General features: G+C 63.4%; 16 protein-coding genes and 4 pseudogenes. 12 read left to right on the top strand and 8 right to left on the bottom strand.

Features of this window, described 5'->3' with window-relative positions; all coding sequences use genetic code 11:
- From M3461_14655 to sohB, 3 genes are all read left to right on the top strand, one after another.
- A partial coding sequence (locus tag M3461_14655; protein MDQ3775493.1) for a methane monooxygenase/ammonia monooxygenase subunit B occupies positions 1–1,233 on the top strand: 1,233 nt, incomplete at its 5' end.
- A 174-nt stretch (positions 1,234–1,407) separates the two neighbouring features.
- Complete coding sequence (locus M3461_14650) at positions 1,408–1,971, top strand: hypothetical protein (GenBank protein ID MDQ3775492.1); 564 nt, start codon at positions 1,408–1,410, stop codon at positions 1,969–1,971.
- Between the two features lie 7 nt (positions 1,972–1,978).
- A complete protein-coding gene (sohB, locus tag M3461_14645; protein MDQ3775491.1) occupies positions 1,979–2,965 on the top strand; it encodes a protease SohB in 987 nt (328 codons plus the stop codon).
- Between the two features lie 46 nt (positions 2,966–3,011).
- On the opposite strand, the gene mutM is transcribed toward sohB, so the two are convergent.
- The 5 genes and pseudogenes from mutM to M3461_14620 all read right to left on the bottom strand — a co-directional run bounded on the left by mutM (position 3,012) and on the right by M3461_14620 (position 7,954).
- Positions 3,012–3,827, bottom strand: coding sequence for a bifunctional DNA-formamidopyrimidine glycosylase/DNA-(apurinic or apyrimidinic site) lyase (mutM, locus tag M3461_14640; protein MDQ3775490.1), 816 nt, complete (start codon positions 3,825–3,827; stop codon positions 3,012–3,014).
- Positions 3,828–3,882: 55 nt separating this feature from the next.
- Positions 3,883–4,806, bottom strand: coding sequence for a DUF4340 domain-containing protein (locus M3461_14635; GenBank protein MDQ3775489.1), 924 nt, complete (start codon positions 4,804–4,806; stop codon positions 3,883–3,885).
- Between the two features lie 10 nt (positions 4,807–4,816).
- Positions 4,817–6,231: pseudogene (locus M3461_14630) on the bottom strand (GldG family protein).
- Between the two features lie 19 nt (positions 6,232–6,250).
- The gene (locus M3461_14625; GenBank protein MDQ3775488.1) at positions 6,251–7,000 is read right to left on the bottom strand and encodes an ABC transporter permease; all 750 of its coding nucleotides are present in this window, start codon (positions 6,998–7,000) and stop codon (positions 6,251–6,253) included.
- Positions 6,997–7,954, bottom strand: a pseudogene (locus tag M3461_14620) (ABC transporter ATP-binding protein). Before M3461_14620 ends, M3461_14625 begins: the two are co-directional and overlap by 4 nt.
- Before the next feature lie 67 nt (positions 7,955–8,021).
- On the opposite strand from M3461_14620, the gene M3461_14615 reads away from it, so the two are divergent.
- From M3461_14615 to M3461_14575, 9 genes are all read left to right on the top strand, one after another.
- Complete coding sequence (locus M3461_14615; protein MDQ3775487.1) at positions 8,022–9,644, top strand: DNA mismatch repair protein MutS; 1,623 nt, start codon at positions 8,022–8,024, stop codon at positions 9,642–9,644.
- A 100-nt stretch (positions 9,645–9,744) separates the two neighbouring features.
- Positions 9,745–10,194 (top strand): hypothetical protein, encoded by a 450-nt coding sequence (locus tag M3461_14610; GenBank protein MDQ3775486.1) that lies wholly within the window; start codon positions 9,745–9,747, stop codon positions 10,192–10,194.
- Positions 10,195–10,203: 9 nt separating this feature from the next.
- Positions 10,204–11,472, top strand: coding sequence for a hypothetical protein (locus M3461_14605; GenBank protein ID MDQ3775485.1), 1,269 nt, complete (start codon positions 10,204–10,206; stop codon positions 11,470–11,472).
- Positions 11,473–11,529: 57 nt separating this feature from the next.
- Entirely contained in the window at positions 11,530–14,361 is a 2,832-nt protein-coding gene (locus M3461_14600; GenBank protein ID MDQ3775484.1) for an EAL domain-containing protein, read from the top strand.
- A 29-nt stretch (positions 14,362–14,390) separates the two neighbouring features.
- Positions 14,391–14,744, top strand: a complete 354-nt coding sequence (locus tag M3461_14595) for a hypothetical protein (protein ID MDQ3775483.1) — start codon at positions 14,391–14,393, stop codon at positions 14,742–14,744.
- A 661-nt stretch (positions 14,745–15,405) separates the two neighbouring features.
- On the top strand, positions 15,406–15,711 hold the full coding sequence (locus M3461_14590; GenBank protein ID MDQ3775482.1) for a hypothetical protein: 306 nt from the start codon (positions 15,406–15,408) through the stop codon (positions 15,709–15,711).
- Positions 15,712–16,284: 573 nt separating this feature from the next.
- Positions 16,285–16,950, top strand: coding sequence for a C39 family peptidase (locus M3461_14585; protein ID MDQ3775481.1), 666 nt, complete (start codon positions 16,285–16,287; stop codon positions 16,948–16,950).
- A 62-nt stretch (positions 16,951–17,012) separates the two neighbouring features.
- Entirely contained in the window at positions 17,013–18,152 is a 1,140-nt protein-coding gene (locus tag M3461_14580; protein MDQ3775480.1) for a transporter, read from the top strand.
- Positions 18,153–18,373: 221 nt separating this feature from the next.
- Positions 18,374–18,520, top strand: a complete 147-nt coding sequence (locus M3461_14575) for a hypothetical protein (GenBank protein ID MDQ3775479.1) — start codon at positions 18,374–18,376, stop codon at positions 18,518–18,520.
- Here the strand turns inward: M3461_14575 and M3461_14570 are convergent.
- The 3 genes and pseudogenes from M3461_14570 to M3461_14560 all read right to left on the bottom strand — a co-directional run.
- Positions 18,497–18,930: pseudogene (locus M3461_14570) on the bottom strand (hypothetical protein). The gene M3461_14575 and the pseudogene M3461_14570 overlap by 24 nt on opposite strands.
- 57 nt (positions 18,931–18,987) lie before the next feature.
- Positions 18,988–19,497, bottom strand: a pseudogene (locus tag M3461_14565) (formylmethanofuran--tetrahydromethanopterin N-formyltransferase).
- Positions 19,494–20,185, bottom strand: a 692-nt coding sequence (locus M3461_14560) for an amidohydrolase family protein (protein MDQ3775478.1), incomplete at its 5' end; no start/stop codon positions are given. The gene M3461_14560 and the pseudogene M3461_14565, both read right to left, overlap by 4 nt.

The following is a 20,185-nucleotide window of genomic DNA, read 5'->3' as shown; positions in this document are numbered from 1 at the left end:
GTCGGGCGCTGGGCCGCCGCGGGTCTCGCGATGGTGGTCGGCGCCACGGGCCTGTATGCCCCGGAGGCATCGGCCCATGGTGAGAAGTCGCAGCAGGCGTTCCTCCGGATGCGCACCATCCACTGGTACGATCTCCGGTGGTCGACCGACAAGCTCAAGGTCAACGACAAGATGACCGTCAGCGGTAAGTTCCACGTGTTCAAGAATTGGCCGGAAACGACGGCCAACCCCCAGTATTCGCCGGCCTTCCTGAACATCGGTATCCCCGGTCCGGTGTTCACCCGGCAGGAGTCCTATATCGGCGGTCAGTTCGTGCCGCGTTCTGTCAACCTGACGCTGGGTGAGAACTATACGTTCAAGGTGGTCCTGCAGGCGCGCAGGCCCGGTCGCTGGCACGTGCATACGATGATGAACGTCGAAGCGGCGGGTCCCATCATCGGCCCAGGCAAGTGGGTGCAGATCGAGGGGACGATGGCGGATTATAAGAGCGAGGTCCAGACCTTGACCGGCCGCACAGAAGACGTCGAGAAGATCGGAACGGCCGGGATCTGGGGCTGGAGCTGGTTCTGGTTCCTGTTCGGGTGCGCCTGGATCGCCTACTGGGCGATGAAGCCCATGTTCGTCCCGCGTTACCTGGCCGTGAGGGACGGCGTACCGGAGGAGGATCTGGTCTCACCAACGGACGTCAAGGTGGGTATTGGCTTCATGGTTGCCGCGATCGTCATCGTGGCGCTCAGCTACTGGAGCGCCAATGCCACGTACCCCGTCACGATCCCGTTGCAAGCCGGCGTGATCGGCCTCATGGAGCCGATCCCGGCAGGTGCACCGGCGGTTGAGGTGGGGTTGGAGCAGGCGACCTATCGGGTGCCGGGCCGTTCCGTCAACATCAAGGTCCGTGTGACGAACCGCGGTGTCAACCCGGTGCAGGTAGCCGAGTTCGAGACGGCCGGCATTCGGTTCCTGAACCCGACGGTGTACAGGGACGACACCAACTATCCGCCCCAGCTCTTGGCGCCGGAAGGGCTCACCGTGGATGACAACAGCCCGATCCTCCCAGGTCACTCGAGAGTCATAACGGTCACCTGCACGGACGCCGCTTGGGAGAACGAGCGTTTGGCTGACGCCATCTATGACCCGGACGCCCGGTTCGGTGGCTTGTTCTTCTTCTCGGATACCAGCGGGTTCCGGCACGTCGTGGCGATTGGCGGCCCGCTGCTTCCGCGCTTCACCTAACGGAAGGGCAGGGTTTCATGACCTGACGCGGAGCCCGATAACGACAACCAGGGGCTGGTTGCCCGCGTGAAGATCCACCGCCCCCAATATTGGGGGCGGTTTTTTTTTGGGAGACAGCCAATAGACGCGCGGGCCGCAGTTGGGCGAGTGCGAGCCAGAGCAAGCGAGGTACGTATGAGACACAAGATAATCATGTGGGTGGCGGCTGGGGCAGCGCTGCTGGGTAGTTCACTCGCACACGCCCATGGCGGTGCGTCGATCGAGTTCGATACGTGTGTGGTGGAGTTCGGGAAATACCGGATGCACTTCACGGCCTATCAGCAGGCCACGGGCGGCGAGGAACATTGCTGGGACCTCCCGGCGCCGGGACAAACCAACCTGGTTTTCGATTTCACGGACACGGAGATGCGGAGCAAACCGGTCGAGCTAAGGGTCGTCGAGCTGGGTGAAGGAGGCGAGATCGCGGTCGGGGGACCGATCAGGACGGTTGCCGAGGTTGCCACCAAGGTCTATCCGCAGGGCACGGTGACCCTGGAATCGGAGTTCGAGGCCGGAAAGCGCTACGTGGCCGTCCTTGTCATGAGCGACGCCCGGCCACTGGTGTTGAAAGCGCCCATTCAGGTCGTCCCAAAGCAGGGTACGAGCTTCTACGTCATGATCGGTTTAGGGATCATGGTAATCGGGGCGGTGATCTTTCTTGTCCTGAGACTGCGGCAGAGTCGCATGGAGACCGTTTAGGAACAGGATGGACTTTATCACCGATTATGGTCTATTCGTCGCCAAGCTAGCGACCGTGTTGGTGTTTCTGTTGGCGCTGACGTTTGGCCTGGCGGTCATTCGCAAGCGTGGCAAGGCAGGGCAGGAAGAGCGCTTGGAGGTGAAGCGCCTGAATGACAAATACGACGCCATGGCGCTGGCGTTGCGAGCGGCGATGGGGCCCAAGCGCGCGTTCAGGCAGGCGCACAGGGCGTTCAAGGCCGAGCGTAAGGCCCGGGCAAAGGACGTCGGCGGGGACGGGTCGGGCGCCAGGAAGCGCGTGTTCGTCCTGCGCTTCCAGGGTGATATTCGCGCTTCAGCGGTGGCGGCGCTACGTGAGGAGGTGACCGCGGTCCTGACGGTTGCGACCCCGAACGATGAGGTCGTCGTGATCCTGGAGAGCCCGGGCGGGGTGGTCCACGGCTATGGCCTGGCCGCGTCCCAGCTACAGCGCTTCAAAGACCATGGTATCGCGTTGACAGTGGCGGTCGATAAGGTGGCGGCCAGCGGTGGCTATCTCATGGCCTGTGTCGCGGGGCGTATCATCGCGGCCCCGTTCGCGATCCTCGGCTCCATTGGCGTGGTGGGCCAGATGCCGAATTTCAATCGGCTACTCAAGAGCCATGATGTGGACTACGAGCTGATCACGGCCGGCGAGTACAAACGCACTCTCACCCTGTTCGGCGAGAACACCGAGAAGGGGCGGGAGAAGTTCCGCGAAGACATCGAGATCACCCATGCCCTGTTCAAGGACTTCGTCAGGTCCCACCGTCCGGATGTGGACATCGAAAGGGTCTCGACGGGCGAGCACTGGTACGGGCTTCAAGCGCTGGACCTCAAGCTCGTCGACGCGGTGCGCACGAGCGACGACTACCTGAGGGACTCCAGTGCCACGGCCGATCTGTACGAGCTGACCTACATTCGAAAGCGGCGTGGACTGGAGCGGATCCTTTCGCCGGCGGCATGGTGGGGCTGAGAGTTTGTGACAAAACCCTGAGGTCGATACAGGCCCGCCCCTTCCGTCAGCGTTGGCAGCGCGGACAAAAGTAGGCAGAGCGCTGGCCGAGCCGCACTTGGCGTACCGGGGCGCCACAGCGCCCGCAGGCCCCGCCGGCGCGGCCATAGACCCGGAGGTGCTGCGCGAAGTAGCCCGGTCTCCCACTCGTGTCGGTGAAGTCCCGCAGTGTCGTCCCACCGTCCCAGATGGCCCGTTCCAGCACCTCGCGGATGGCCTCGCCGAGGCGCTCGTAGCGGCTCGGCGAGATCCGGCGTGCCGGCCGCGTCGGACGGATGGCGGCGGCGTACAGGGCCTCGTTGGCGTAGATGTTCCCGACACCGGCGACGGTGTGGCTGTCCATGATGAAATTCTTGACGGCCACTCGCCTGCCACGCGCCCGGCCGTACAGATAGGCCCCGGTGAAGCCCGCATCCCATGGCTCCGGGCCGAGTGTGGCCAGCAGGGGGTGCTGCTCGGGCGGCTCGCACGTCCACAAGACGATCCCGAAGCGACGCGGGTCTCGCAATCGCAGGCAGGTCTCCTCACCGATCACGAGGTCGAGATGCTCGTGGGGGCCGGGTGCCGCGGCCAGCGACACCAGGCGCAGACTCCCCGACATTCCGAGATGCAGGATCACCGTTCCGGTCCGGGCCTCGAGGAAGAGGTACTTGCCGCGCCGGCGCACGGCGGCTATCGGTTGGCCGGGTAGCTCTCGCACCAACGCGACGGGAACGGGCCAGCGCAGGCGCGACTCCCGGACCACGACCGCCGTAACGCACCTGCCGAGCAGGTGGGGGGTGATCCCGCGGCGGGTGGTCTCGACTTCCGGCAGCTCGGGCACCCTTCTATCTCTTTTTGGTCCGAGCGGCGCTGTCTAGCTCGTCTTCTACAGTCGTCTAGGGCTCGGCCGCCGGGTCGCTGGGCGGCGGGTCTTGGGCCATGTCGCCACGCGCCTCCTGCCCGGCGCTTGGGTCTTTCTTTTCAGTGCGCGCGGGCCGGAGCAGCCGCTCCGCCATCCCGCTGCCCAATCGGTACTCGAGTCCCAGCTCTGGCCGTGCGAGGACCAACTCAGGCTCGCGGGCCAGGACCTCGAAGCGCAACGCCGGCGCGTCCTTCACTTCCAGGGTGACTGTGTCCTGGGATGCCGCGTCACGGCGCTTGCGGACCGCGAGCGCCTGGGCGGATAGCCAGTCGTCCGCGAGTCTCGCCAAGGCTTCGTCCGCCACCGCGGCGTCCTCCGGGCGCAGCACCCGGCCGCTCTTTCGGTGTTCCACGGTCACCCCGGGCAACTCGATTGCGGTCAACTCCCGGCCCTCTTCGACGAGCCGCGGGCTCACGAAATCGCCGGGATCTGCGAGCAACTGGTCGTACAAGGCGTCCGTTGTGAGGTGCACCTGGCCTTTGTAGAGCACATAGCGCTGGCCGTTCATCGCGCTCGTGTCACCGAACGCGAAAGCGTCGGCGTTCACCTCCATGCGGACCTTGGGGTCGGCGAGGCCGAAGCGCTGGAGGTCATGCCCGTGCGCGGGGAACGACGCCTGGCTCGTGCCTTCCAGAAATTCCAGGATCGACTGGACCCGACCGGGGATCGCGGGCACCGAATAGGGCGCCCGCATCATCCAGCGCTCGCCTTCCTTCGCGAGTACGATGGCCTCGCCATCCTTGCGTGTAACCGTGATGGCCTTGACCACCGGTCCCTCGATCGCGGTCAGCCGGGGAGGCTGCTTCGGCGCCTCGAGACCAGGCTCGTAGACGGCCAGCAACACCAGGATCCCGACCAACCCGATGAGGCCGAGGTTGAGGGCCAGGCGCGCGTTCACTGCGTTTCTCTCACGCGCGGCGTCGTCTTAGCCAAACGAAGAACCCCATCCCGCCGAGCACGGCAGGTAACAGCATCAGGAATCCCGTGCTGATCAGCGCGGCCTGGGTGTCGGAGAGGTCGAGGCGCCGGTCGATGGCCGTGCCGGCCGGGACCTCGATCAAGGTCTCGTCGCTGGCCAGCCAGTTGACGGTCTTGAGCCCGAGGTCCAGGTTGCCACTGTTGCCGAGATAGCTGTTCGACAGGAAGTCGCCATCCCCGAACACCACGACCCTTTGTTCGGGCGGTGGTCTCTTCGATTTCTGCGCCTTTTCATCGGTGCCCGGTGTCGCTTCCTGATGCGGCTTCGCCGTTTCCGCTGGCGTCGGCCTTCGGCTACGCGTCAGGGAGAGCGCGATGTCGAGCGGGCCGTGATGGTCGCTGCCCTCGTCGTAGCGCAGCTCGCCCTCGAGCTTGCCGGTCTCGATCCAGGTATCTGCCCCCGAGGAGAGCAAGGGTGCCGCCTGCCATTCGTCCCGAGCCTCGGCCTTGACCTCGCGTGCGTAGGGGAAGACCGTCAGGTAGCGGAATCCGGCGACCGGTGCCGTCGATGGATAACCGGTCACTGGCACGATCGCCGGATGTTCTATGCCGAAGATCGCGGTCGCCGGATCGACCAGGGTGCCGGGGGATAGCTTGAGCCCGAGTTCTGCAGCGAGCCCATCGAGCCCGCGCAGCGGTCCGGGGTCCGCGAGCCACAGGAGGTTGCCACCCCGCTTCAGATAGGCGGAGACGATCTCCACCTCGCGCGGCAGGTAGTCGACCTCGGGGGTCGCGATCACCAGCACCGAGATGTTGTCGGGGATCAGGGGATTGCTCGCCAGGTTCAGTACCTGGACCTTGATCCCGCGCTTGTCGAGTTGCTCCGCGAACTGGTCGAGGTCATGGTTGGCACCGCCCATCGGGTTGCGTTCCCCGTGCCCTTCCAGGAACACGACGAAACGCTCCCCGCCCCGTAAGACGCGCTGCAGGGCGTTGGTCAGCGCCTCCTCGGTGGCTCTTCGACGTGCTCGCTGCGGGCGGCATAGCGGATGACCAGTTCCCCGTCGGTCTGGATGCCCAGATCGCGGACCTCGTCGGGGGCCTTGTCGGGGTCCACGAAGCGCAGGCCGATGTCGGGTTTGATCCGCCGGAAGCGCTCGATCAGGTCCTCGATAAGACCGCGCAACTCGGCATCGGGACGCGCGTAACCGGTGATCTCGACCGGGCCCTGCAGCCGTGTGAGCAACGCGGTGCTCGCCTCCGACAGGGTGTGGCGTCCGCCGCCGGTCCAGTCCGCGGTGTGGTGATAGCGCGTACTGAGCCAGGCGAGAAGACCGCAGATGGCGACGAGGAGGATCGCCGACAGGGCGCTGTGTAGGCGTAACCGCCGCCGGTGCGGGACCATCATCGGGGGTGGCGGCCTGCTAGCGCGGCAACCGTTCGGCGTCCAGGCGCCACACGGTTAAGATCAGGAACAGCGCCGTCAAGAGCGCGTAGTAGATAACATCCGCCGAGTCGAATATTCCCTTGAGCAAGGGCTCGTAGTGGCTCAGGAGTGATAGATATCGGAGGACCCCGCTCGCTTCCCCCGATTCCCCGGCCCAATCGACGATCCAGAGAAGCAAGAGGGCGCCGAAGGTGCTCACCCCGGCCACGGTCGGGTGATCCGTCAGCACCGAGAGGAACAACCCGATCGCCACGAAGGCGGCGATGAGCAGGCCAAGGCCCAGAAACCCGGCGCCGAGTTGGCCGAAGTCCAGTGGCCCGCCGAGGAGCAACGCGAGGGGCATGAGCGCTACGAGCACTAGCATGACCATGAAAAACCCGAAGAGACCCAGGTATTTACCCAGCGTGATCTCGGTCATCGAGACGGGGGCGGCGAGCAACAGGTTCAAGGTCCCGTTGCGGCGTTCCTCGGCGAAGGTGCGCATGGTGAGGAGCGGCGCGACCAGCAAGAGCGTTATCGCGGTGTTGCCGAAGAGCGGCGCGACCACGAGATCGGTGAGCCCGGGCGCGCCTTCAAGGCCTAGGAGGCGCGGCTGGAATTGCACGAACAGCTCGATGCGACTCAGGAAGATATAGGCCAGGATGATCTGGACCACGCAGAGCACCGCCCAGGCCAGTGGTGACGCGAACAGGCTCTGCAACTCGCGGCGCGCGATGACGCCGATCACGAGGCCGCCTCACGGGCCGGAGCAGGTCCCTCGCCGCAGGTGATCTGCACGAAGGTCTCCTCGAGCGAGCGCGCCTCCGGCACCATCTCGTAGAGGCCCCAGCGCCCCTCCGCGGCCTGTTCCACCAGCGCTTCGGCGGGGTCCCGGTCTGGCAGCGAGCGGATCAAAAAGCGCTCTTCACCGATCCGCCGCACCTCGGCGACGCCGGGGATGGCGTGCAGATACGCGATCCCGGGCGGCCGGCGCAGGGCGATGCGCAGGCCCGCGAGGTGGTGGTCGCGGGTCAAATGTTCCACCGTGTCATCGAGCACCACCCGGCCCTCGTGGATGATCAGCACGCGGTCGCACACCGCCTGGACCTCGGGCAGGATGTGGGTCGAGAGGATGACGCCGTGCTCGGCGCGCAGCTCGCCGATCAGGTCGCGGATCTCGCGGATCTGGATGGGGTCCAGGCCGATCGTGGGTTCGTCCAAAACCACCACGGCCGGGCTATGGAGGATCGCCTGCGCGATCCCGACCCGCTGCTGATAGCCCTTGGAGAGGTTGCCGATCAGGCGGCCGCCCACCGCTTCGAGCCCGGTGCGGCGCTTGGTCCGCATGAGCGCCTGGCCTAATCCGGGGCGCGGGACGCGGTGGATGCGCGCGCAGTAGCGGAGAAATTCGTCCACCGTGAGCTCGTGGTACAGCGGGGGGTGCTCGGGGAGGTAGCCGAGATGGGCCTTGGCCTTCTTGGGCTCTGCCACGAGGTCCAGGCCGTTGACCCTGATGTCGCCGGCGCTCGGGGCGAGCGTCCCGCACAGCATCTGCCATGGTGGTGGTCTTCCCGGCGCCGTTCGGCCCGAGGAAGCCCAGGACCTCGCCGCGGCGCAGCGTGAGGCTTACGGCCTGCACCGCGCAGAGCCCGCCATAGTATCGATATAGGTCGCGGGCCTCGATCAGTGTGTGCGCCGTCATGGGCGCGTTATTATTCCCATCTCCTTCGCGATTGCAAACCGTTCGCGGCCACCGAGGCGCCGTATACATGCCCGATATCGTGGGCCGGTTTTTCGACACGATAGCGCACACCCGCGACCCGCGTGCGGCAGTGCGCGCCGTGGCCATCGATTTCGATTCCGACGGCCCGGGCATCGTCGATCCCGATACCTTCCGCGCCATCGAGGTGCAGAGGCTCTTCGACACCCTGAACACCTGTCGTACCACCATCGGCCAGGCGAGCCTCTGCGCCTCCCTGTGCCGGCCGTGTGATAGCCTGCCCGCCATCGAAGCGCGCCAGCAAGCCCTGCGCGAGCTCGATGCGCGCGACGATCTGCGTGCGCGACTCGAGTCCTTGGTGGGCTGGGCGGAGAAGGGCGAATCGATCCTCTACCATCTTCTCTTCGGGGCCTTTATCGGCATGCTGGGTACGGCCGCCGGGAAGCTCGAGTTCGACGGCTACGGCTATTCGCAGTACCGGCACGGCACGCGCTTCCTGTTGGAGATCTCTGCGATGGCGCGTGACCTCCCGCGGCCCGAAAGCGCTTACCTCAACGAGCTGATCGATCACCTCGCCGGGTTCGCCGAGACCCGGGCCGCTGCGCTGATGCGCGGGCCGGTGTACCTCACCGAGCGCGGGATCCGCCTCTGGGGCGAGAAGCCCAAGTGGTGGCCGGCGTTTCGGTTTCGGCCATCCTTGTTCAAGCCGGGGCTCCTGGCCGGTTTCGCCTTGTGCGTGGTGCTCCTCGGCCAGCTCAACCCGTTTCCGGCCGGGTTGCCCGTGTCCCCGCTCGCCGGGATCTCGTTCGTGCTGTTGCTGCCGGTGGCCCTCTTGTATGTCCCGGCCGTGGGTGGATTCGACCGCGACCAGTTCGTCTATCCCTTGCGCGATCGCTTTCGGGCGGCGGACGAGGTGCGGCGTGCACTCGCGGCCCTCGGGCGGATCGACGAGCTCTTGGCCCTACACCGCTATGCGCGGTCCTTCGGCTCCGCGACGGTCCTCCCCAGGGTGGTGGACTCGCCGAGGCACTTCCTGACGCTCCGCGGCGCGCGTAACCCGGTCCTGGGATTCGGGAACCACGATTACGTCCCGAACCATATCGACCTCGAGACCACGCGGCTCACCTTCATCACCGGTCCCAACAGCGGCGGCAAGACGGCGCTTTGCAAGACTATCGCCCAGGTGCAACTGCTCGCCCAGATCGGCGGCTATGTCCCGGCCTCGGAAGCCGAGGTGGCGATCTCGGATCGCATCTTTTACCAGACCCCGGAGGCGGGATCGCTCACCGACGCCGAGGGCCGTTTCGGAACCGAGCTGGCGCGCACCAAGTCGATCTTCCTCGGCGCCTCGCCCAAGTCGCTCGTGATCCTGGACGAGATGGCGGAGGGGACGACTTATGAGGAGAAGCTCGTGATCTCCGAAGCCATCCTGTCTGGCTTCGGCCGCATCGGCAACAGCACGATCCTCATCACGCACAATCACGAGCTGGTCGAGCGCTTTCGCCGCCGGCGATCTGCGGCCTGCCGGCAGGTGGAGTTCGCAGGTGAAGCCCCGACCTACCGCCTCGTCGACGGGATCTCGACGGTCAGCCACGCCGATCGGATCGCCAAGCGCTTGGGCTTTTCCCGAGAGGACATCGAGTCGTATTTACGGCAGCGGGGGTACGCATAGGGGCGAGTTTCAACCTGTTACGCAACAACTTGTGCATGCATGCCTCTCGGCCCGTAGTCTGCTAAGCTTAAAACGTTGGGAAGGGGAGGCCTTAGGGGAAATGTGTCTGCGCTCCACCGCGGGGGACGGCTTGGGTGCCGTCAACCGCGGTCGCCGGCTCGGGGCATTGCCGTTGCGCGTTTGCTGTGCGGTCCTGACGCTCTGGTGCGCCGGGGCTAGCGCCGCGGATACGCGCGTCGTGCCCTACGCCGGTTCGCGGGGCAGCGCCACATCTCTGACGCGCACCGAGCTGCGCGACATTTTTTTTGCCCGCCAGACCAAGTGGCCGAACGGCGATCCGATCCGGGTCTTCGTGCTCCCCGATCGGCATCCGCTCCATATCCGCTTCAGCAAAGAGGTCTTGGGGGTCTATCCCTATCAGTTGCGCTCGACGTGGGACCGGATCCTGTATTCGGGGACCGGCGTACCGCCCAGGGTCGTGAACACCCCGCAGGAGGTCCGCGAGCGCGTCGATGAGACGCCGGGTGGCATCGGCTATGCGGAGGAGTAGGAGGGGATCATGCTGAGCACACCACCACGAGGGATTGCACGGGTCTTAGGAACGGTCACTGGGCTACTACTGATTGGTCTAGCGCCACCGACTCATGCCATCGACCTCGGGTTCCGCGACTTCCAGATGCATGGGTTCGCGAGTCAGGGGTATACCTATACCTCCGCCAACAACTTCTTCGGCAACAGCCAGGGCGACGGGAGCCTGGAGTTCACCGAGCTCGGGCTCAACGTGCTGGGCCACCCTTTGCCGAACCTTCTCTTTGCCGTGCAGGGCATCTACCGCGACACGGCAGGCTCCGACGAAGGCGATTTTCGGCTCGATTACGCCAACCTCGATCTCAGTCTCCCGGTTAGCGAGGACCTGACATTCGGTGTCCGCGGGGGCCGCGTGAAGAACCCCTTCGGCTTCTATAACGAGGCCCGCGATGCGATCTGGACGCGGCCCGGCGTGCTCCTGCCGCAGTCGATCTATTTCGATTCGCTCGGTCTACGGAGCCCCGAGCTGTCCTCCGACGGCGGGATCCTGTACGGCCGGTACCGCTTCGGTGACCATGCCGTTTCCACCGAGCTATTGATCTCGGAGCTCTTGGGCCTCGGCGACCCGGCCCTCGTCCGCTTCCTGGCCGGGAACCCGGCCGTGGAGGGATCTCTGGGGGGGCGGCCCCTGCTCATCGGCCGGGGGGGCTACGAGTGGCAGGAAGGCCGGTTCCGACTGTTGCTCACCGTTGTCGACATCGACCTCGATTTCGAGCCCACCTCAGCGCCGTTTTCTACGGGAAACATCAAGCTTTTTGCGCCGCTTGTCTCGGCACAAGTCAACCTGGAGGATTGGAGCTTCACGGCAGAATACCTTCGGTTCAATATCGACCGAACGGGTATCTTCCCAGTTCTCCCCCCCGACCCGGTGGCCCGCGAGTTCGTCGTCGACAACACCTCCGAAAGCTATTACCTCCAGGCCCAGTACCGCTTCGCGCCGCGTTGGTCGGCGCTTGCGCGCTACGACGCCTTCTTCGCCAATGCCGACGACCATGATGGGAGTGGAACGGCACGCGGCACGGGGCTGCCGCGGCATCGCTTCTACGCCAAGGACCTGACGTTCGGCCTGCGCTGGGAATTTCTGGACGATTGGCTCGTGGCCGCGGAATATCACAACGTCGACGGCACCGGCTTGCTGTCATTCGACGATAATCCGGGCATCAACGACCCCGCTCGGGTGCGCGAGGTGAGCGATGGTCACTGGGACCTGTTCACCATAATGTTCTCCTACCGATTTTAATAGGGTCTGTGACTCGATCGCTGGGGCTGTTCCATAGCCCTGCGCGAACGAAACCTGATGCCCGAATTTCGAAAGCAGCGCTTCCTCGGTCTTCACTGGAAGGCGTTCCTGTGGCTGAGTGGTCTCCTGCTGTTTCTCTCCGCCGCCTTCTACGCCCTCAGCCAGTATCACCTGACCGAGCAGTTCCGGGCGCAACGGGCCGCTGAGGTGGCGTCGTACCGCAAGCAGATCGGGGGTCTGTTCAGAGGGACCTCGGATCGCCTGGTGCGGCTCGCGGGCGCCATCCCGTCGATGGGGGACCTCGGGGACGCCATCAAGTCGGGCAACCGCGAGCGGCTCGCGGCCGTGACCGCCGCGGCTCGCTACGCGAGCCTGGGGTATGAGCTGGAGGTCCAGCGCATCGAGCTTTTCCTGGCCGGCGGCAAGGGCCAGGACGAGCGCGTGTGGCGGTGGACACAGACCGAGGCGGAGGACCTGCCCGAGCCGCGCCTGCGTCGGGCGCTCGCCGAGGTGCGGCGCGAGGAGGCCCCGGTGACGCTCCTGGCCTGCCAGCCGCTGTGTCTCTTGAGCGCCTTCGTGCCCGTGCTGGCGGGGGCCGAAGACGTCGCGGTTCTGGCGGTCGGCCAGTCCATCGCCGACCTCGTCATCGAGTTCCGGGCCTTGACCGGAGCCGATCTCGCCATCGTCGTACCGGCCGGCGGGAACGGTGGCGCGCACCTGCCTGCCTGGGGGGCGGTGGTGCCGGCGCTCACGGAGAGCAGCCGGATTAGGTCCTTGCTCGAGGATCTGAGCGGCGATGTCCCCGATCCCGCGGCCTTGAACGACGGCCGGCTCGTAGAATGGCGGGGCGCGAGCTACGAGGTGCATCGCGTGCCGCTCGCGGAGTTCATCCCGGCCGAGGCCGGGTTTGTGGTCCTCATCGCCGACGTCAGCGCGCGCCTGGCCGCCATCCGCGCCGCCGCGTATCAAGGATTCGTCGCGACGGCGGGGGCGCTCGGGGTGGCCGAGCTGATCCTGTTGTACCTCGCGACCCTCCCGGTGCGGCGCCTGCGGCGGCTGGCCAGGACGCTGCCTTTGCTGGCCAAGGGTGCCTACGACCGGGCGCGGGCCGATCTCTCGGCATCCAAGCACGCCTCGCAGTTTCGCGACGAGGTCGATGTCCTGTACGAGACGGCCGCGACGCTCTCCGACCAGCTCGAAGAGAATGCACGCGCCATTTCGGCCAAGAGCCAGGAGCTCGCCGTCGAGCGCGACTTCGTCCGCGGCCTCCTCGATTCCGCCCAGGTGCTGGTGGTGACGCAGACGCGTTACGGTGTGATCCAGGCAGCCAACGAGCTCGCGGCACAGCTCACCGGGTTTTCCCCCTCCGAGCTGAAGGGACGGCGCTTCGTGGACTTGATTGGGGATGTGGAGGCTCACCGGGAGGTCCTGGCGGGACTCGAGGCCTTGACCCAGACCGGCGGGCGGCGTCTGGAGCAAGAGTATCCACTGTCCCGGCGGGACGGCGAGTCCCGGCAGATCGTGTGGGTGCACACACCACTCCGCGAGGAGCACAGCGACGGCACCGCCGTGCTCTCGGTCGGCCTCGATGTCACCGATCGGGTGGAGGCGGAATCGCGCATGCGCTGGCTCGCCAACCACGACGGCCTGACCGGGCTCGTCAACCGCCACCGTTTCCTCGAGGAACTGAAGCGTACCTATGACCAGGCGGCTCGCGGCGGTATGGTGGCCGCTGTCTTGCTCTTCGACCTCGACCACTTCAAGGAGATCAACGACACGAGCGGTCATGCCGCGGGCGACGCGCTGCTGCGCTTGGTCGCCGAGGAGTTGCGCGCCCGGGCGCGTAAATCCGACACCGTCGCGCGATTGGGCGGGGACGAGTTCGCGATGCTCATGCCGAATACCGATGCCTACGGAGCCGCCGCCCTCGCGCGCCAGATCAACGAGCGCGTGGCCCAGGTGCCGTTCGTCTATGGCGAGCGTCGCTATCGTACCGGCGCCAGCATCGGGATCGCGCTCCTGCCCCAGCACGGCAGCGATTCCGAGGAGCTGCTCACTCACGCGGACCTCGCCATGTACGAGGCCAAGCGCGCCGGGCGCTCCTGTTTCCGGATGTTCGCCCACGAGCATGAGGATGCCGGTGCGCTAGCGGGTGGTGTCCATTGGAAGGACCTTTTATCTCGCGCGCTCGTCGAGGGCCATCTGTTCTTCGAGTACGAGCCGGTGATCGAGGTCCCGAGCGGGAGGGTGGTATTCCACGAGGCGCTCCTGCGGCTCCGGCTCGAGGACGGCCGGATCGTCTATCCCGGCGAGTTCTTGCCCGCGGCGCAGCGGGCCGGTCTGGGTTATGAGATCGACTGTTACGTGGCGCGCCTGGCCGTAGAGGTCCTCGCCTCGAATGCTGTGCAGTCTCTGTCCGTGAATCTCTCGACGGCAGCGCTTGCAGACGGGCGCTGGGCGGAGAAGGTCAAGACAGCCGTGGTTAAAGGGGGCTTGGACCCTCTGCGGCTCATCTTCGAGATCACCGAGACGGCCATGATCGCCGATATGGCCCAGGCGCGGCGGATCATGGATGCGCTCGTCATGCTCGGGGTCCGCTTTGCCGTGGATGACTTCGGCTCCGGTTTCAGCTCGCTCTATTACCTGAAGCAGCTCCCCGCGAGCTTCGTGAAGATCGACCAGTCGCTGGTGAAGGGGCTCGCCGTAGACGCGCAGGATCGCGACTTCGTTCGTGCCATCACCACCATGATCCACTGCTACGGCAAGACGGTCGTGGCCGAAGGCGTGGAGGATGCTGCTACGTTGCAGCTGCTTGAAGAGATGGGGGTGGCTTTGGCGCAAGGGTTTTACTTGTCCGACGTACCGAGGATCGCGGTTCGCCGGACTTGAGCTCGGCCGTATTGAAGAGGGCTAGTGTCATGAAGAATTCCGATATCGTGGCGCCCCAACAACTCTACTGTCCGTTTGCCCCGGAAGTGAACCCGCACCTCGAAGCCGTACAGGAACATACCCTCGCATGGGCACGGCGGTTTCGCTTGGTCATAGGCGAGCGGGCCATCGCGCGCCTTCGGGAAGCAAAGATTGGAAGCCTGTCGCGCGGGCCTATCCCCGTTCCCCACGTGACGCGCTTGTCATCCTCACGGACTGGGCACACGTGGCTCTTTGATATGCTGGATGACGAGTGCGATGAGGCGGGGATCGGCAAGCGGCCGCAACGTTTGACGGCGCTACAGCCGAGCGCTTGTAAAGCAAACTTTCCACATGCCATATAGTACATTTCGCGTTGAAAGTTAAGTTGAAAAATGCGCGGCCTCTTGGAGATCGTAACAGGAACTTTACACTTTGTTATCGACCGGCAAATTTCGCGCGACTGCTGTAACTTCTCAATCACTGGGCAATCGTTTTAAAATCCCCGTCAATGCCTTTGATTTTAAGGGGGAAAGTGGTCGGTTTGCCCAGCCTCTCGGTAACTTGGCAGAACTTGAACCTTTATCAGTTGGCGGAGCAACCGTAACCATAAGACCCATGGACAAAAACTAGGATCGGCCCTTAGGGAATGGCAAACGTTTCAGAAAAGTGATAGATTCCCACAGCTACGTCGAGCGCCCAGGCGAAATTGCCCTGTCACGACCGGTCCAAGCTGCCACAGACCTCCTACAGCCTGTGTAAATGTTTCTATAAAACAATAGCATAATGGGATAATCGCGAATTATTGGTTTTTGCGCGGCACAATTCCTGCCTGGCAGGGTACTGTAAGCGACAGCTTTGAGAAATACCGGGAGTCAATCACCTTGGTTCTGCTCGCACTTCTTAATGGAGTGACAGGATCGAGGGGAGGGTGAATATGTGGGCGGCTTTCGATAGCTCCATGGCGTCTTACTTACATCAACTAAACTCTACTAAATCCATCGATCTACAAGGTGAGGATAAACCATGAACAAGCTTCGTCATTCTTTTTTAGGTATCGTACTGGTAGCCGCGTTCGCTGCTGCGCCGGCGACGATGGCTGAAGACTTCCGCGCCCTGAGCCAGCTGTCCACCGGCTTCACCGCTATGCCAGAGGACCAACTGGCCTCCATCGAGGGAACGGGAGGAGCTTGCGTAGAAAACAGCTGCAATGCTACTGCTATTAACAGTACTAGTGTTACTGCGGCTGCAACTGGTGGAAGTGTTACCATCACTGCCCCGACTGTCGTATGTACAATAGACATCCTAGGCTTGATATGTGTCACCCTCTGATATGTATCAGTCTATTATAGCAGAACCGGCATGCATTTAGGGATGCGGCAAGGTAAGGGGCCGTGCGCGGTCCCTTACCGCTTTCTTCTCGGCGGCAGCCAATCTGCGAGTAGGGCAATTAATCGCGATTTACGCGGCGTAAATTCACCCGCAAACTATCACAGCTGACATCGGATTTGTTTAAGCGGGTCGATAGCCTGGCGCCTATCTAGTAGTTAATGGCGTAGGGGCCCCATGCGGGGGGGTTTAACTGCTCGTCTCTTTAATAGACAAACATTTCCCTGGAGTCGACTCTCCAAAACAAACTTATCGTGACTGTGTCAGTTAGGCACATAATGTGTCTGTCCCGAAAGTTCCTCGGGAATTGAGGCCTGCGGAGATTCCTCTGACGCGTATGGGCACTCACGCCTTTGGCATCTCCTGCTTCAGCGACTCATGACTCGTAGAGTCGGGAACCCAAATCCGTTCCGCCCCCTGGTACGGTTGTAGCCTACAGAGAAGAGGTCGAGCCGATTGAAGAGGATAGGGCAATTTCTCGGGTGGGGGCTGATTCTGCACGCGTTTATAGTGGGCGTGAGTGTGGCCGAAGAAGGGATCGCGATCGCGGGTTTCCCCCGTACAACGGGAATCACTAAAGAACGGCACACCCTTAAAGAGCTACGCGATGTACACGTGGTCAGGCAGCATCTTGACTTCTCCTGCGGCGCTGCGGCCCTGGCCACCCTCATGAGCTACTATTACGGGGAGCAGACCTCGGAACAAGAGCTACTCGATCTGTTGGACATCCAGCTCGAGAAGCTCACCCCGGAACAACTCGCGCGCAAGAAGCGAAGCGGGTTTTCCCTCTTGGACCTCAAAAACGTGGCCCAGCAGAAGGGATATCGGGGGGCGGGCGTCCAATTGAGCCTCGCGCAACTCAGGGAACTGGTCGCACCCGTTATCGTCTATCTCCACCCATCCGATTATCACCATTTCGCCGTCTTGCGCGGGATTGCTGGCGACCGGGTGTTTCTGGCCGATCCCAGCCGTGGCAACCTTAGGATGAGCACCGCACGCTTTTTAAGCGAATATGGGGGGGTGGTGTTTGTCTTGGGCAAACCCGGGGAGGAAGATATTCTAACCTATCCGCTGGCCCTTGTTTGGCCAGATGACTACGCCGAGCCAGAATTGCGCACGGTGGTCCACAGGTTCGATCGCCTTGGAGCATTCACGGTTAACATGGCCGCGCGACCGAGATAAACGTTTGTCACTTTTCGGGACAACAAAACTCCGGGCAAGGAACGTGCGATGAGTACGAATTGATGAAACAAGCTTCGGTTTTTATCGCGGCAACATTTCTTGGTCTGATACTGATACTTGCCGGCAACGGGGTCTCGTATGCTTATGAGAAGCGTTTAGATGACCAGGTTTCAAGAAAGGAATACGAAAAACTCAGGCAGGAACTGGAAGCCCTCAAGGCCCAGATGCGGTTGCTTCTAGATAAAGAGGCACCACTCCGGCCTGAGCCAAAGCAAGCCGCAGGCGCAGCGCAAGTGGAGACAAAACCGGGCGCAGCAGCGCAGCCAGCCGACTCAATCTCCCGCGGGGACCGTGAAAAAGAGGCCGAAGAGGCGAAAGCACAGTTGGATGAATTTTTACGCCAGCAGAAGCTTTTGTTTAAGCCGGGCGAACTCCAGCTTGAAGTTAGTGTCTCCTATGCCCAGGATACTTCGGAAAATATCTTTAAATTCGAAACTCGTTCGGTGAATACCAGTCTCACCGCGCGCTACGGCCTTGCCGAGGACTTGGAATTCGTTTTGGGGGTCCCGTTCGCCTTTATCGAGCAAGAACAGGGCTCTTCACCTTTCGTAGTCGGATCCACCCGAACCCGAACGGACAATGTGGGGTTAGGGAACATCAGCGGGTCGCTGAGGTACGCGGCTTGGCGTGAAGAGGCAATCCGCCCGGATGTAGTTCTGTTTCTGCTTGGTCAGTCTCCGACCGGCGATGAGGATAGAGGACTAAGACTAAACACACTAACACTAAACGCCGGGCACTGGAATGTAGGGGCTGGGGTAACGCTGGTCAAGACAATTGACCCGGTGGTCTTCTTCGGTTCGTTAGGGTACACGGCGACGCTAGAGCAGCGAGGGATCGATCCCGGGGATCAAATCCCTTACTCCATCGGCATGGGGTTCTCACTGAATGACAAGGTAAGTATCTCTACGGTCTTAGCTGGCGCCGCCGTGAGGCGCACGGAAGTTAATGGGGAAGAGAGCGTCGGCTCTGCCCGGGAGTTCGCCACCCTGCAGTTCATTACCACCGCACCACTGTCGAAGAATCTGTATTTGGAACCGTTTGTGGGCGTCGGCCTCACGGAAGAGGCGTCTGATTTCCTTGTAGGGATCAGTGTGTTGTATCGCCTTGAAGGGCGATTCCCCCTACCGTTTTTCCGTGACTAGCTGACGTAAGGGTAAGAGGATACGCCCCTAGGATAATAGGATACGCCCCATCCTCACACATCATAGGCAGGGATGCCTGATGATTCCAAGCCACACACCAGGAGGCGGTGGAGCCGCCGAGTGGTTCCGTCACGATGTGGTGCTGCTCGACATCGGCTTGCCGCGGTTGAAACCGCTGCGACGCCTGCCGCCGCATCCGCGAGCAGCCGTGGGGCAAGACCATGGCGCTGATCGCCTTGACCGGATGGGGGCAGGAAGATGACCGCCGCCAGTCGAAGGATGCCGGGTTCGATGCCCACCTGGTTAAGCCGGTGGACTACGGCGCCCTGATGGAACTGCTTTCTCTACCTTCGGAGCAGGAAGGTTAGTGGAACGAAACCCAGCCTGCGAGGCGGATTACGCCGGGATCCGCTCCACCCATCCCGGCCTTTCGGGCCGGCGTCCACCGACGCGAACGACAGCGCGCTGTCCTTCTCCGGCAGGCCGCCGACGCGGGCGACGCGCACGGCGCAGAACTTGAACTCCGGGATCTTGCCGTAGGGGTCGAGGGCCTCGGTGGTCAGGAGGTTGGCGGCGGCTTCTGTGTAGCAGAAGGCCATGAACACAGAACCGCGCTGCATACCGGTATCGGATCGAGCGCGTCCCTCGATGCTCCGCGCCGGGAATCGATCCTGATCATATCTCCGGGCAGGGCGCCGATCTGGTTCAAGTCCTCGGGGTGGATGCTGATGACGGGCTCGGGTTCCAGAGCGTCGAGCACGGTCGCGCGGCGCGTCATGCTCCCGGTGTGCCAGTGGTCGAGCTGGCGGCCGGTGATGAAGACGAAGGGATAGTCCTCGGCCAAAACCAGGAAATTCCCGCCGCCGATGGCGTTGGCGACCCCGGTCTTCTCCTCGCACACGAACTCCCCGTGCATGACCGGGATACGCCAGTACCGCACCCCGTTCAGCTTCTTCGAGATCTGATAGCCGTCGCCGAAGAAGCGCAGCGCCATCCCGAGCTTGATGGAGGGCTCGCATCTCAACCCCGAGAAACAGGCGCTCGTGGCCGTGGTCATGACCGACTGCCCGACGCGCTTCAACACCTGATCGGCGAGCTGTTTCGTGGACATCGCGAACACGATGACCGCGATCCCGGGCCGCCCATCGGGGGTCTCCTCGGGGTCGAGCTCACACTCGATGTCCGCCTCGCAGCCACAGGCGATCACCGAGGAGGCGAAACCGATGAGGGAGTTGGCGGCGCGATAGGCCCACTTGAGCGTCATGCCGGTGATGATGATGCGCGTGGCCTTCATCGGGAAGGCCTCGGCGAAGGTGTCGTCGATGTAAACGCCGTTGACCTTCATGCGCGCCGCTTCGTCGGCACGATGGAGAGCGTGCCGCGCTCCTCCCCGACGATCTCCTCGTCGCCGACCGCGAAGTTGTCGATGCCGACCGTCTGGTAGCGCGCCATGTAGTCGCGCAGGCGTCCTTCGATGCCGCGATCGTACTCGGGCCGGATGACGTGGGTCGTGCCGGTCGTGACCTTCACGATCTTGCCCTTGCGGGCCACTAGCTGGCCGTCCTTGAAGACGTATTCGGGTCGCTCGAACATGCGCTCGCGGTTCCGCTCTGCCTTGTAGACCGTGATGTCGGCCGCGGCACCGGCACCGAGATGCCCGCGATCGGCGAGGCCCAGGCTCTTGGCCGGGGCCGCGCGGGTCATGACGGCGATCTCATAGAGGGAGTATTCACGATCGATCGAGCCCAAGGTCGAGAGGGCCGCGGCGTCCGGGTGGATGGTCGCGAGCCTCTCGTTGCGGAAACCCCGGTCCATGAGGAGTCGGATCAGATGCGGGTAGGTCGCGAACGGCGCGCCGTTCGGATGGTCGGTCGTCAAGAACACCCGCCAGGGGTCTCGGACCAAGAGGAACAGCTCCAGACCGATGGCCCATTGCAACGCGTTGACGAAGCTTTTGTGCTTGTAGCGGAAGGGCACGATCCCGCAGCCTGCGTCGCACTCCATGTCCATGCACACCCATTTCTTGGGGTGGG

The organism is Pseudomonadota bacterium, assembly GCA_030860485.1.
GTDB lineage: Bacteria > Pseudomonadota > Gammaproteobacteria > JACCXJ01 > JACCXJ01 > JACCXJ01.
Note: the sequence above shows the minus strand (reverse complement) of the source record. Positions and strands in the feature narration are given on the sequence as shown.

Bases quoted from the DNA above. Each gene is read 5' to 3' on its own strand.
- M3461_14615 (MDQ3775487.1), top strand. From the start codon at position 8,022: ATGCCCGATATCGTGGGCCGGTTTTTCGACACGATAGCGCACACCCGC.
- M3461_14610 (MDQ3775486.1), top strand. From the start codon at position 9,745: ATGTGTCTGCGCTCCACCGCGGGGGACGGCTTGGGTGCCGTCAACCGC.
- M3461_14580 (MDQ3775480.1), top strand. From the start codon at position 17,013: ATGAAACAAGCTTCGGTTTTTATCGCGGCAACATTTCTTGGTCTGATA.
- M3461_14600 (MDQ3775484.1), top strand. From the start codon at position 11,530: ATGCCCGAATTTCGAAAGCAGCGCTTCCTCGGTCTTCACTGGAAGGCG.
- M3461_14575 (MDQ3775479.1), top strand. From the start codon at position 18,374: ATGGCGCTGATCGCCTTGACCGGATGGGGGCAGGAAGATGACCGCCGC.
- M3461_14650 (MDQ3775492.1), top strand. From the start codon at position 1,408: ATGAGACACAAGATAATCATGTGGGTGGCGGCTGGGGCAGCGCTGCTG.
- M3461_14590 (MDQ3775482.1), top strand. From the start codon at position 15,406: ATGAACAAGCTTCGTCATTCTTTTTTAGGTATCGTACTGGTAGCCGCG.
- M3461_14595 (MDQ3775483.1), top strand. From the start codon at position 14,391: ATGAAGAATTCCGATATCGTGGCGCCCCAACAACTCTACTGTCCGTTT.
- M3461_14605 (MDQ3775485.1), top strand. From the start codon at position 10,204: ATGCTGAGCACACCACCACGAGGGATTGCACGGGTCTTAGGAACGGTC.
- sohB (MDQ3775491.1), top strand. From the start codon at position 1,979: ATGGACTTTATCACCGATTATGGTCTATTCGTCGCCAAGCTAGCGACC.